At 36.9% G+C, this 12,229-nt stretch carries 15 protein-coding genes, 1 tRNA gene and 1 pseudogene; 11 read left to right on the forward strand and 6 right to left on the reverse strand.

Annotation, left to right across the window (positions count from 1 at the left end; all coding sequences use genetic code 11):
- A pseudogene (locus tag B4C08_RS06285) lies at positions 1-467 on the reverse strand (ABC transporter); the annotation flags it as partial.
- A 102-nt stretch (positions 468-569) separates the two neighbouring features.
- Between B4C08_RS06285 and B4C08_RS06290 the strand changes: the two are divergent.
- Positions 570-641, forward strand: a tRNA-Glu gene (locus B4C08_RS06290).
- A gap of 205 nt (positions 642-846) precedes the next feature.
- On the opposite strand, the gene B4C08_RS06295 is transcribed toward B4C08_RS06290, so the two are convergent.
- The 5 genes from B4C08_RS06295 to B4C08_RS06315 all read right to left on the reverse strand — a co-directional run bounded on the left by B4C08_RS06295 (position 847) and on the right by B4C08_RS06315 (position 6,734).
- Positions 847-4,233: a DEAD/DEAH box helicase family protein gene (locus B4C08_RS06295; RefSeq protein ID WP_296664044.1), complete on the reverse strand. Its 3,387-nt coding sequence runs from the start codon at positions 4,231-4,233 to the stop codon at positions 847-849.
- Between the two features lie 107 nt (positions 4,234-4,340).
- On the reverse strand, positions 4,341-5,333 hold the full coding sequence (gene xerA / locus B4C08_RS06300; RefSeq protein ID WP_296664045.1) for a site-specific tyrosine recombinase/integron integrase: 993 nt from the start codon (positions 5,331-5,333) through the stop codon (positions 4,341-4,343).
- 34 nt (positions 5,334-5,367) lie between these two features.
- Positions 5,368-5,529 (reverse strand): DUF4160 domain-containing protein, encoded by a 162-nt coding sequence (locus tag B4C08_RS11230; protein WP_414717782.1) that lies wholly within the window; start codon positions 5,527-5,529, stop codon positions 5,368-5,370.
- The gene (locus B4C08_RS06310) at positions 5,499-5,786 is read right to left on the reverse strand and encodes a DUF2442 domain-containing protein (protein WP_296664046.1); all 288 of its coding nucleotides are present in this window, start codon (positions 5,784-5,786) and stop codon (positions 5,499-5,501) included. The genes B4C08_RS11230 and B4C08_RS06310 overlap by 31 nt, the downstream gene beginning before the upstream one ends.
- Before the next feature lie 186 nt (positions 5,787-5,972).
- A complete protein-coding gene (locus B4C08_RS06315) occupies positions 5,973-6,734 on the reverse strand; it encodes an SPASM domain-containing protein (RefSeq protein ID WP_296664047.1) in 762 nt (253 codons plus the stop codon).
- Positions 6,735-7,086: 352 nt separating this feature from the next.
- Between B4C08_RS06315 and B4C08_RS06320 the strand changes: the two genes are divergently transcribed.
- From B4C08_RS06320 to B4C08_RS06365, 10 genes are all read left to right on the forward strand, one after another.
- Complete coding sequence (locus B4C08_RS06320; RefSeq protein ID WP_296664048.1) at positions 7,087-7,860, forward strand: ParA family protein; 774 nt, start codon at positions 7,087-7,089, stop codon at positions 7,858-7,860.
- A 43-nt stretch (positions 7,861-7,903) separates the two neighbouring features.
- Positions 7,904-9,055, forward strand: coding sequence for a ParB/Srx family N-terminal domain-containing protein (locus B4C08_RS06325; protein ID WP_296664049.1), 1,152 nt, complete (start codon positions 7,904-7,906; stop codon positions 9,053-9,055).
- Positions 9,043-9,441: a hypothetical protein gene (locus B4C08_RS06330; protein ID WP_296664050.1), complete on the forward strand. Its 399-nt coding sequence runs from the start codon at positions 9,043-9,045 to the stop codon at positions 9,439-9,441. The genes B4C08_RS06325 and B4C08_RS06330 overlap by 13 nt, the downstream gene beginning before the upstream one ends.
- Positions 9,438-9,587 (forward strand): hypothetical protein, encoded by a 150-nt coding sequence (locus tag B4C08_RS06335; protein WP_296664051.1) that lies wholly within the window; start codon positions 9,438-9,440, stop codon positions 9,585-9,587. The genes B4C08_RS06330 and B4C08_RS06335 overlap by 4 nt, the downstream gene beginning before the upstream one ends.
- Positions 9,588-9,675: 88 nt before the next feature.
- Positions 9,676-10,248 (forward strand): hypothetical protein, encoded by a 573-nt coding sequence (locus B4C08_RS06340; RefSeq protein WP_296664052.1) that lies wholly within the window; start codon positions 9,676-9,678, stop codon positions 10,246-10,248.
- A complete protein-coding gene (locus tag B4C08_RS06345) occupies positions 10,245-10,628 on the forward strand; it encodes a hypothetical protein (RefSeq protein WP_296664053.1) in 384 nt (127 codons plus the stop codon). The genes B4C08_RS06340 and B4C08_RS06345 overlap by 4 nt, the downstream gene beginning before the upstream one ends.
- The gene (locus tag B4C08_RS06350) at positions 10,625-10,942 is read left to right on the forward strand and encodes a hypothetical protein (protein ID WP_296664054.1); all 318 of its coding nucleotides are present in this window, start codon (positions 10,625-10,627) and stop codon (positions 10,940-10,942) included. The genes B4C08_RS06345 and B4C08_RS06350 overlap by 4 nt, the downstream gene beginning before the upstream one ends.
- Positions 10,943-11,096: 154 nt before the next feature.
- Positions 11,097-11,426, forward strand: coding sequence for a hypothetical protein (locus B4C08_RS06355; RefSeq protein ID WP_296664055.1), 330 nt, complete (start codon positions 11,097-11,099; stop codon positions 11,424-11,426).
- Positions 11,423-11,998 (forward strand): hypothetical protein, encoded by a 576-nt coding sequence (locus B4C08_RS06360; protein WP_296664056.1) that lies wholly within the window; start codon positions 11,423-11,425, stop codon positions 11,996-11,998. The genes B4C08_RS06355 and B4C08_RS06360 overlap by 4 nt, the downstream gene beginning before the upstream one ends.
- An 18-nt stretch (positions 11,999-12,016) precedes the next feature.
- The coding region (locus tag B4C08_RS06365) for a hypothetical protein (protein ID WP_296664057.1) at positions 12,017-12,229 on the forward strand (213 nt) is incomplete at its 3' end.

Raw genomic sequence — 12,229 nt, forward strand, 5'->3', positions numbered from 1 at the left:
ACGCCGCAAAGTTTTATCTCCGGCAAAGTTTCAATCCGTTTTACAATTTCAGGAAAAACAGAGCCTTTTTTTATTGAACCCACAAGAGCTTCCCCTATAAAAATTCTTCCAGTTCGACCTACATCAACTCCGCCTTCAACATACTCACTTTCATCTAGCTCGCGTTCTTCCTGAATAAGAGCCGCCGCTCGCTCCAAAGAAACAACTTCCACGCTATTTGCAAACGCATTTGCATAAATAGAATTTTCTGATTTGGCATCAGCATTTAATGAGCAAGGAGCTGGATTAACAGATAATTGCCCCGCAAGAGCCTTTATAAAATCTGCCTTGCCGCCGCCATTTGGTCCAACAACAAGCCAAGCCTGCTTCGCTTCCATTTGCCAAGAAATATTTGAAAGCACAATGCCTTTTTTATTTTCAATATTACAGTTTTTAATCTTTATGAAAAAATTTGTATTCTGATTCATAACTTTAATATAACACAAACAAAAAAAAGTTTCAGATTTTTTATAACACGGCTGCAGGTCTATTGACTAAAGTTCAATAAAAGTGTATAAAACTATATATATGTCTCCCTCGTCTAGTGGTTAGGACATCGGGTTTTCATCCCGACAACATGGGTTCAATTCCCGTGGGAGATGTAAAAGGACTATCTTAGGGTAGTCCTTTTTTTATTTAGAACCGATAAAATTTCATTTTTATAATACAACCTTCACCATGCCAGTCTAAATAATCAGCAACCACCAGTGATTTCATCAAGAAGTTCATCATTTACTTGAAAAAGTTCAATTGATTCAATCATAATTTATTCTTTTTAAACAAATCGCAATTCCAACTTTCTAGCAATTATATGGCATTTTGATTAATGGTTTTTATTGCGGCAAAGATTTTATTTTGAGCTTCAACACCGAATAATGTAAAAAATTTAGGTCTGTCAAAAGGGGCTCTTCCTTTCATAAGTGCTTCTATGTTGATTTCACCTTGCTCAACAATTATATCTATTAATCTTTGAACAAATTCAATCTGCATATTATTCATATTTGTATCATTAATAAACTCAGCAAAAACTGCGTTTATGGCATTTCGATCCATTTTTGTTATTCGTCGAATAAAAAATCCTATGTCTTTACCTTCGCTTAATTCGTTGAACATATCTTCATTTCCAAGTTCTTCCTTAAAAATATGGTTAAGCCTAGCAAAATCTTCTGGAGCAAGCCGTTGATTTGTTCTGAGCTTGTTAATTGCCGGATCATTCATGTGTTCTGAAAGATATGAATCAACTTTTTTCTTATATTCATCAAAATTGTCTGCAGGAGAAGGATTTGCGCTTCCAAAAGGAACATCAATATCTGCTAGACTGTCATCATAATTTACAAAAATAGGTTCAGTTCTGATATTATCCACAGCGAATTGCGCCAGACTTCGAATTTCTTTTCTGATTTTTTCAAAGCCTAAAACAGTTAGACCATCGTAGTAATCGTTCATAGCAAGTCTATGCAGCAAAACAAGATGTTCATTTACTGCATTAATGGTGGTTTTTCTTAAAAGCTGTTCTGCGACCGTTTTTATTTTTGCTCTGTACAGATTAATTGACAACCCCGCAGTGCTTGCTTCCATAATTCCATAACAAAAATTGTCAAAACCTTTTGCGTATTGGTCAGTTTCATCATAAAAAACAAGCGGTGCTATATGAGTATTCAGATTAAGCAAATCTTCATCAGATAAACAGTCAAACGACTTAATATTCTGAAATTTTAAAACATGTTTCTGCACTAGATGTACCGGTGTGAGCGATGTATTCAATGCTTCTATCTGCGCATGAACCTCATTTACAAGTTGTGTTCTGTAGTCAAAAAATTTCTTGTCTGCCCAAGCCGAATCCTGCAACTGCTTAATAATTCCGCATTTATGAATAAAAATTCTTTCGCTAAGAGATTTTGCAGCCGCCCCTTCAATTCCATTTTTTTCCTCGCGGAAATATTCGAAGTTTCTAAGATAGTCAAAAATATAAAAATACTTTTTGCCTATATAAGAGCCGGTTTCATCAGTACAAACTAAATTTGGTGCAAGACGAGTGCCACGACCTATCATCTGCCAAAACTTAATTTTGCTTCTAATTTTTTTATAAAAAACAAGATTCAAAACTTCTGGAATATCCACGCCTGTATCAAGCATATCGACACTAACCGCTATTTGAAGTTGAGAATCCGATTTCTTAAACTCTTTGATTGTCGCTTTTACTTTTGAATCATCGCAAACAATTCGCTGACACATCTTGCCCTTGTACTGAGGCCAATATTTATTAAACGTATCCACAATATGCTGGGCATGATTTTTGTTATACGCAAAGACAATAGTCTTTCCAAGCTTGTCGCCGCCTTCTGTTTTTATTCCTTTAGACATCAAATCTTCTAAAACCTGGCGAGTTGTATTTTCGTTGAACACATATTCATTAATCGCTTTAGGAGGAATTTCTTCAAAAGGTTCTCCACTTTCTTCTTCTTTTTGGCGGATTTTTTCTAAATCTTCCTCAGTTAAATTATCCAGATTAATTCCTTCATCCATAAAAGTTGAAGTCTTTTCAATAGCATGATATGGAACAAGGTAGTTTGCATTTACTGCGGTTTCGTATTCATAAACATCAGTTGGAACATTATTCTGAAGGTCAAAGAATTCAAATGTCGATTTTTCTACATCGCGGCGAGGCGTTGCTGTAAGCCCTACTAAATAAGCATCAAAGTATTCAAAGATTGCTCTATACTTTTTAAATATAGAACGATGCGCTTCATCTATGATTATCAAATCAAAATGAGCAGGCGAAAAAGTTCTGTTTCCATCTTTATTTTTTTCTGTATCAATGGCATTGAGAATTGTAGGATATGTACTAAAGACAACTCTAGCCCCTTTGTTCTGTTCTTTGTCTTTTGAATCTAAAAGATTGCAAATGGTTGTTTCTGGACAGTTATCTCTAAAAGCTTCATACGCTTGCTCAACTAATTGAATACGGTCTGCAAGAAAAAGGACATTTGTTATTGCGTGTCCACGACTTAATACATCTACAATAGAAATAGCAGTGCGAGTTTTTCCAGTTCCTGTTGCCATAACAAGAAGGAATTTTCGAATCTTCTTTTCTAGTTCTGAACAAACAGAACGTATTGCTTTCATCTGATAAGGGCGTCCAGAAATATCTGCATTAATCTTTATAGCAGATAAATTTTGTCTAAGCGCACGACGGTCCATAAGTTTCTGCAAATCATCCATGCTAAAAATCATGCTTACAGTTCTAGGCGCATACTGCAAATCATCCCAGAAAAAGGTTTCAAATCCATTGGTATAAAAGATAAACGGACGGCGACCAAACTTTCGTTCAAGGCAATCTGCGTACAAGACCGCCTGCTGCTTACCAATATTTGGATCTTTGGTTGTTTTCTTTGCTTCTATTACAGCAAGTGGAGAACCATCTTTTCCAAACAAGGCATAATCAATGAACCCTTTTTTGCCCGGAATATTTTCCATGTCGTTTACAGGAAATTCTTCAACGACTTTAACTCCATCTATGCGCCAGCCGATAGTTTTAAGATCTTCATCAATAAACATCTTGCGAGTTTGGAATTCGCTAAGGTCTTCAAGCTTAAGTTCTGATTTATTTGCTGGATTTTCTTTACGATTTTGAATTGCCGCCTGAGCTTGTTCAAGCTGCTTCATTAATTCTGCAATTGTGTTATCTTTTTTATCTAATTCGTCTTTATACTTTTGAATTTCTTCTCTGCTAGCCTTTGTAGCTTTTGAAACCGAAATTACAACCTTGTTCGCAGGAATTGCATTTACATCAAAGTGCCTTTGCTCGTAATCTTTTCCATATGTGTAGTCAATCCAGTTTAAAACATTAAAGAGTGCCTTTAAGGAAAGAAGAACATATTTTTTATCTACGGCATAAGTATCGTGAACACCGCTGTTCCCAACTTTTATGACTGTCTGCATAGCTGTTTGAATATCGTAAGGAACTGCATTTACAAAAGTTGGTTCATGCACAAGAACTTGAATGGAATCATCATAAGGGCGATGTAAATCCCTGTCTACAGAATACATCCATTTTACAGCTTGTTCCAAAGATTTACGGGCAGCAAAAGCTGCAAACACAGTATTCTTGTTATACTGAAGTTCTGCCTGAATGGCCATCTGGCTAAAGGCTGAATAGTTTTTATCGTAAGCCAAGAAATCAAAGTTTGACATAAACTGCTTTCCTTTTAAAATAACATCCCTTTATTATACAACCTTTTTAGGGTATTTGCTATTTCAAATTTTGATTTTGCGATTAGTCGAAATGCTTAAATTTTGTATTAACTCAGATACTTTTTGTGTGAATTTTTCACATTTTGCTGGTCTACGATAGCGTATTCCATCGTAGTATCTATTTTTTGATGCCCCAAAAGCTTCTGAACCTGCTCAATCGGCATACCTTTATCTATAGCACGAGTTGCAAGAGTGCGCCTGAACTTATGCGGATGTACTTTATTAATTTCCAAACTGCGTCCTAGTTTACGAAGCATTATTTCAACTCCTGCAATTTCAAGCCTGTTATGAGGTTCAAGCAAACCTACAAACAAAGCCTCATTTTCATCTTTTCTGGAATTCAAATAATTCTGCAAATGCAGTTTTGTTCTGGCATCAAAATATACGATTCTTTCTTTGGAACCTTTACCAAGAACAATACATTCACGGTTTACAAAATCGACATCAACTCTGTTAAGTTTTACCAGTTCTCCAACACGCATGCCTGTAGATGTAAGAATATCAATTATTGCTAAATCACGAATGCACTTACAGTTATCACGAAGGCGTTCTAATGCTTCATCGGAGTATGTTTCTTTAACTTGTTTTATTGTTTTTATTTTGTGGATTCGTCTAACTGGACTTTTCAAAATGTAATCTTCATCTTCAAGCCAGGTAAAAAAGCTGGAAAGAATACGCCGGATATTATCAACTGTCTGCTTTGATGCATTGTTTTGCTTCTGATACTCGCTTAAGTATACACGCAAATCTTCAGTTTCAACCTGATTAAATGGTTTCTGCAGGCTTTTAATCAGATTATCAAGCGTTGAACCATAATAACTGATTGAACGAAGTGAACAGCCTTCAATCTGCTTAGCCGAAAGAAACTCTTCTTTCAAGGCTGCGTTATCTTTACCGTGATTTAGTGTTTGAGAATCTAAAGCAACGATATCCACGTTAAAAAAGCAATGCTCAAGGACTTCACACAGTTTCTGTCTTTGAGCATTGTTCAGTACACCAGACATTTCCAGCTGAATTTGATTAATCAATATCTTTTTCATTATAAGCTCCTTAATTTGAGCTTATAATGAATGTTTATTTTAACGGAGAAATTTTTTCAAAATGTTCGCCGCTGACTGCAAGATTCCAAGCGGCATAGGCTTCTTCTTCATGTAGTGCAAGCCAGCCTATTACCATCTTTAATTGTCTTGCAGGTAATTTTCCAGCTAATAATTCTCCATCGATGCCAAATATAATGTTTCTGGTGCAATATCAATTTCACCATCTAACCAAGATACAAAACCATGCGTTACTTTTGCTGTACGGCGGTTTTCTTCGGATGCAAGAGGCGCAAAGGCAGAACCTTTATCAAGCAGACTTGTAACATCAAAAAGCCGAGTTTCTCCAGTTGAAAAATCTACTAGCATCATTCCGTCATCAAGAATCTTTATAGAGGCAACTTCAATTTCTGGAACTAATTCTCCTGCATAACAAATGCCGTTTTTTATATACATCGCAAGCTCCTGTTAGCTTATTATACTACGACTGATAGAATAATTCATCCAAAATATTCGCCGCAGCAAACAGCTTGCCGAATCTTGCTACGCAAAATATCGCTGCATAAGAGATTTGTACAAAGTTTCCGCCTTTTTAAGCGATTTCTGCACGGTAAATTTTAATTTGATGAGCAAGTCGAGTTTTTATAATTGTGAAAAAAAACTTTTATATATTTCAAGATGTTCAAATTTTAGGTTTGTCCAAAACCAGAGTGAAAGCTGAATAAGATATTTTTTTAGCTCGCACATAGATTTTTCCGGCTTTTCAAAGATTTTATGGTTTTCGTACCCTACAGCAAAACATTCTCCACCACAGACATATCTTGCCCAGCATTTTTTGCAGTAAATTATTTCATCTGCATAAAAATTTTCAAATATCTTTTTCTTTTCTTCAAAAAGACCTTCATCAAGATTTCCCAGTATTGCTTCTTTATTTTCAACAAATGCAGGACAAATCAGAATATTCTCTTTTGAATCAACTGCAAAAGAATTTATGGCAGCAGAACATCTGTAAAAAATACGGACAGGATGCAAAGTTGTCTTTAAAAATTTTGCAAGAAAATCTTCGCTTTTATAAAAAGTATAAAAATATTTTTTATTTCCAAAACAAAGTTGTTTATAAAGCCATTTTATAAAGATATCATAGGACTTTTTTATAGCTTCGATTGAATCCTTGTTTACAGAATTACAGTTTCTTGCATTTAACCGAACAGGCTTCATTCCTATAACTTCAGGACTAAAAGAATTAAGTAACTTAAAAATCTGTAAAAAATCATGGTTTTGCGCTGAGTAAGTTGCGGCAATACCAAAAAAATCTTTGTTTTCAATATTATTTATATTTTTTGAAACAATTTCATAATTCAATCCTATTCTTGATTTTTCGCAAAACTCTTTTTTTCCATCCAAACTTACTCCAAATAAAATTCCATTTTTCTTGGTAGATTGTAATATCAAGTTGAAACAAGATATTTAAGCAGCATTTCTATGTGAAGCGCAGCTTTATCTTGGAATCTGCTTGCTTCTATATCTTTTTTCTCAATTTTGAACAAGAAGACACCCTCTTTCAGGCAGATTCAGGTTGTTTTCTTGTTTTTTTTTGCCCATTTCATTCAGCCGGTGAATTTACGGGTTCAACTCCCGGTTTTGGGCTTAGGCTTTTGCCTAGAATTTTTTCTCTTTCGGAAGAGCAACTAAAAAACCTCATGGGCGGGCAGAACACAGTTGAACTTTCGAAAGAGTTTCAACGGAAGGAAATAATATGGTAATAACGTACTCAAGCATGAAAGGCGGAGTCGGAAAGACAACCGACTCAATTCTGACGGCGACAAACCTCGCCGCAAGAGGATTCAAGGTTCTTTATTTCGACCTCGACCCGAACAACTCCGGCACAATGTACTTCACGGCAGGAATCGAGAACATAGCGGAGACTATCGAGCGGTGCAATGTCTTTGAAAGCCTCAGCCACAACAGCATAAAGAACTACGCTGTTCAATCACGAGTCGAGAACATCGACATCATTCCCAGCCACCTGAACATTCACAAGCTTAGAGGAATCGGCTACAACGAGCTTCAGAAAACTCTCCGGGACAACGGCTATGACTATGTCGTGATTGACACCGCTCCGAATTATGACAACATCGTCATAAACGCGCTGATTGCAGCCGACATAATCCTCACTCCGCTAGAATTCACATCCTTCAATCTTACGACAACAAAATTTCTCCAGCGTCAAATCTACGACGACTGTCCGCAGCAGGCCGAAAAATGGTTTCTGCTTTACTCTCACTGGCAGGAAAGAATGTCTGTTTTTCCGACATCAACGCAGTCCCAGTTCGTGGAAGTGTTCGAGAGCGAATTCCAGAACATTCTCGATGTCCACATTCCGCAGACTTCCGCCGCTGACAAGTATGTTCAGACAAACGAGAAAGTCAGCACGAAAAGCAGGATTGTCGGCACAAGAAGACTCGCCGTGGAAATAAACAAGCTTGTGAATATGCTCGCAGAGAACAGCGCTGAAGCAGAAATATTCTGACCGGCACGTGCCGGCTCTTCCTACAAGGAGTGTGATAAAAACTATGGCAAAGACGCTTAACATAATAACCGCAGGAAAAAATCTGCCGTTCGCAAACAACGGACTTAAACTGTCCGAGAACATCCTTATCGAAAAAATCGAGGAGCATGAAAAATTCAAGAATCTGTTCTCTATAGACAAGGCTCTTCTCGACCGCATTGCAAAAGACATGGAGAAAAACAAATTCGACTCAAGCCAGCCTGTCCATATCTGGGTGACAAAAGACGATGGTGGAACTGAGCACAACTATCTGATAGACGGATACACAAGAGTCGCCGCCTGCAAAATGGCCGGAATAACTATGATTCCGTACTTCAAGCATACATTCGCGACTTTCGATGAGGCTCACCGCTATGCGCTCCACCTGCAGACCGACAGAAGAAACCTTAGCGGAATAGACCTTTTGAAAAATATCCAGGAGCTTATGGGAAGCGACTATATCCAGAGCATCGAGGGAAACAAGAACGAGGCTATAGGAAAAGAACTTGGAGTGTCTGAAAAAACAGTCGAGCGCGCGAACAAAGTGAACAACATGGCGAGCGACGAGCAGATTGAAAGAATCGAGAACGGAGAGGCTTCCCCGAATCAGATTTACAACGAAATCGTCGAGCAGGAAACCGTTGACGAAGAGGCGACTGATGAGCAGCTGGAAAGAATTGAATCAGGCGAAGCAACAGTAAAGGACATCTGCAAGGAAATCAAAGCTGAGAAAAAATCACGCAAGGCGTCAAAGAAGAAATCTTCCGACGACGACATTTCCGAATCTCTCTCCACAAACGAGGGAACGCCCACCGGACTGAACTTCAACCATTCGGACGGAATCGAGCGTCCGTCATACAGGCTTTCTCCTGAACAGGATTCCGAGCGTACAAGGGAACGCAAAGCCGCTTACGAAGCCGGGCTGAAAAAAGGCAGCGAGCTTGCTTATGAAATCTACGACTTCATTCTGTCTGAAATTGAGAGCGGAAAATCTGCCGAGGAAATCCGCAATGACAGCCATTTTGCAGATTTCTCCACGGCAAGAATCTACAGGGCTTTCAGTCTGGACGACGAGCAGAATCAGGAAGAAGAACAGTCTGATTCAGAAAATGATGACTCAGATATTTCTGATTTTGATGATGTATTTGATGGAGATGAGCGACCATGGCAGATTTAAATTCCATCATCAGAATTTTAATTATTTTGGTTCTTATAGCAACTGCATCATGGATTATAAACTATATCATAGTAGTTTTTGTATGCAATAGAAGCAAAGAATTTTTCTTTGAACAATTTTTTGATTTTCTTATAGCAGGAATATCCTTTGCTGTGCTAATTTGTCCATTTTTGTTGTTATGTAAACCCCATGATAAATCTTCTGATGAAAAAAACTGTTATGAAATCACCGTTAATGAAAAATCATTCAAAACTTCTGGCTTCAAGACAAAAACGGACGGCTCAATAGAGTTCACTGCTGATGATGGAACAATAATCCGTGCTTCAGACTATGAGATAAGAAAACTTTCAGGCTCTAATGATATTTCAGAAGGAGAGAACAAATGATAAAGGCCTTCAATTCAATAAAAGAATTTCTTCTGGCAGTTTACCAGGTTATGTTTGTCGATGCCAAGGAACGATATGAGTTGACAGAATTCTATCTGGAAAAATGCCGCCAGAGCGACAATGCAAGGAATACAACAACAAAATGACCGCAGGACAGTTTGCAGATATTGTAGCCGAGATGAGAGCGGCAAGAAAAAAAGAAGAACAGCTGAACCTGTTTGAGGAGAACAAGGAATGAAAAGGAAAAAAATGATTCTTGCAGCAATCAAACTGACCATTTCAATCATACTTACGGTTATCGCTGTCGGATTATACATAACAGGCGCAGATACTGAAAGTTTCATAGCATATTCTTTTTTATTCAACGCATTTGTGGTTGCGGACATTATTTCTGAAATAGCCAAGCGTAAAAAAAGAAGGAAGCGAAAAATGCCCCAGATTCTCATAAACAATAACGGCATAGACCTGGAGGAAATCGAGAGAATGCAGAATGAAAAAGATGGAAATTCAATACAAGAAAAACCGTGCTCAAAGAACTTGAAAAACAGAAAAGATAGCTTGAATCAGGAGAAACAGCCAAAAATGAAAGAAATAAAAAGAATCCCTACCCAAAAAACAAAAAGAACCGCAATTTTTACAGCCATAAAGCTTGCCCTTACAGTTCTTTTTCTAATTCTAAATATCTCAGTTATGGTCACCAATGGAGAAAATCTACTGCTGTTAATTTCCTTTATTCTGGTAACTCTTGCCTGCATTGCGCTGCAAATAATTGAACATATCCGAGAAATTAGGAGCTGCAAGCTATGAAAAATAAATCCCTAACATTACTGCTTTTTATAATTCCAATGTCATTTTTCTCATGCGATTCAGTGCCAGTGCAATATGGAAACTACGACAACGTCAAAACAGTCAAAGCGACGGACTGGGACAGCAGATATATCATAAAAACTGATTCGGAAGAATACATAGTATGGAATGTCAGAAACAGCCTCTATAAAAGCCATGACTATCTAAAAAGAAACACTGTCTCTTTCAGGAAAGGAAACACGGAAACAACAATCGTGCAAGTGGATGAGCCTACAGACAAGAAAAGCGTTACAGCCGTATACAGCACAGCAACAAGAATAACAATCTATTCAACAATTCTTACCGTTGAAGAACTTTCAGGGAAGGAGAATCCAAAATGACAAAAATTGAAAAAGAAATTTTCGGCAAATGCAGAACAGCCTTTGAAAGCTCGTGCTGCGCAGAATTCCGTCTTTATTCAGATGAAAAATTCTCCGCAGAAGCAATGAAAATTCTCAAATCAAAAGACTTCTCTTTTTCACTGGAGAAATCAGAGGAGACACAGCAGTCATGTTTTTCAGCAATTCTTTCCCCAAAAGAATCCTATGCCTGCCTTTGTTTCATAGCAAAAATACGGCACGAGGAAAACATTGAGCAGGATTTAAAGAAAATCATTGATGCGATTGAAAAGAATACAGAGAGAGACAGCGAATAGTTTATAACAAGGAGAATAACGAATGAAGAAAAATGAAAAGGAAACTGCCTTTTTGATTGCTGTATGTGCCTTTATCTCATTGCTTATTTTGAGTCCATTTATATTTTTTCTACTTAGCAATGAACACAAGACGGAAACAGTATATTCAAATTATATGACCATCAAGAACAAATATACAAAAGTAAAACCAGCAGAAAAAGGGGCTTTTGCAATTCTAGGTGGTATCAGTTATATCAACTTTACAGAATCTCCAGAGGAAACTTTTTACTACCTAAAAACTGTCAGGAATATTTCAATATTCAAAATAGACAAAAACGGAAACAGAAATTATTCCCATAAAATTATTCAAAAAAGAAATCACAAAGTTTCCAAAGAAATTTACGACAAGTACAACATTGGGGACAGGCTTGTGCTTGATAAAGAAAACGAATGTTGGAATATGCCAGAAGATATAAAACTTGAAACAGTGGAGAATAAAAATTGAAAAGACTGGAAAAAATAAAAAGACTCATAATAACAGCAATTCCCTTGGCAGTCTTAATACTGTTCTTCCTTGCAACAGAAAAGGAAATATTAAGAACAGTCCTCTTGATTATGATTATAGCCTTGACAATTTACTTTCTGCACATTTTGGGAAAAATTGTTGATATTGACAACATAAAAGAATTTTCTGATAAAAAATTAATATCAAAAAGAAAGTACATGGAAATAGAATTTTTTAATCTTGAAAAAGAATGCTGTTACTTTCCAATCGGTGAAGACTACAAAACCGCATTTTGCAATATGAACAAAATAGAAAAAGAATATGAAAAACGGTTTTGTATTTCTTATGCTCCGTTTGCAGAAATTAAAAGCATAGAAGATAAGAATTATCCATATAAATATATCATATCAATATATTCATTTATTGAATCAAAAAGAACAGGAGAAATCATAAAAAGAAAACTGCTGGAAAAACTTTCAAATACAAAAGATTTTAACCTTTCTGATTTTGACTTGCCAGAAGAAATTATAAATGAAGCTTCCTATGCGTTTTCTGACTGGCGAGTTTTGTAAACAAACTGGAGAGCAGCCATGAACTACATATCTACACTCCAGCAGAAAGGATACATCGAGACTCTCTCAAACCGCACGGAAACTGTCCATGCGCAGAAGTTCACAGACGATGACTTCGCCGCAAGGATAACGTCAGTCTTTCTTCCGTTTATCGACAGGGACATTCCAGACGGAAAATTCATTCTGATGCAGGAAAAACTCAAGGGGATTCTCCGTGAGCACGGCAGGAAT

Source organism: Treponema sp. UBA753 (genome assembly GCF_002297325.1).
Classification (GTDB): domain Bacteria; phylum Spirochaetota; class Spirochaetia; order Treponematales; family Treponemataceae; genus Treponema_D.

Excerpts from the sequence above, each read along its gene's own strand:
- B4C08_RS06295 (WP_296664044.1), bottom strand. The coding sequence starts at position 4,233 with ATGTCAAACTTTGATTTCTTGGCTTACGATAAAAACTATTCAGCCTTT.
- xerA (WP_296664045.1), bottom strand. The coding sequence starts at position 5,333 with ATGAAAAAGATATTGATTAATCAAATTCAGCTGGAAATGTCTGGTGTA.
- B4C08_RS06310 (WP_296664046.1), bottom strand. The coding sequence starts at position 5,786 with ATGTATATAAAAAACGGCATTTGTTATGCAGGAGAATTAGTTCCAGAA.
- B4C08_RS06320 (WP_296664048.1), top strand. The coding sequence starts at position 7,087 with ATGGTAATAACGTACTCAAGCATGAAAGGCGGAGTCGGAAAGACAACC.
- B4C08_RS06325 (WP_296664049.1), top strand. The coding sequence starts at position 7,904 with ATGGCAAAGACGCTTAACATAATAACCGCAGGAAAAAATCTGCCGTTC.
- B4C08_RS06330 (WP_296664050.1), top strand. The coding sequence starts at position 9,043 with ATGGCAGATTTAAATTCCATCATCAGAATTTTAATTATTTTGGTTCTT.
- B4C08_RS06335 (WP_296664051.1), top strand. The coding sequence starts at position 9,438 with ATGATAAAGGCCTTCAATTCAATAAAAGAATTTCTTCTGGCAGTTTAC.
- B4C08_RS06340 (WP_296664052.1), top strand. The coding sequence starts at position 9,676 with ATGAAAAGGAAAAAAATGATTCTTGCAGCAATCAAACTGACCATTTCA.
- B4C08_RS06345 (WP_296664053.1), top strand. The coding sequence starts at position 10,245 with ATGAAAAATAAATCCCTAACATTACTGCTTTTTATAATTCCAATGTCA.
- B4C08_RS06350 (WP_296664054.1), top strand. The coding sequence starts at position 10,625 with ATGACAAAAATTGAAAAAGAAATTTTCGGCAAATGCAGAACAGCCTTT.
- B4C08_RS06355 (WP_296664055.1), top strand. The coding sequence starts at position 11,097 with ATGACCATCAAGAACAAATATACAAAAGTAAAACCAGCAGAAAAAGGG.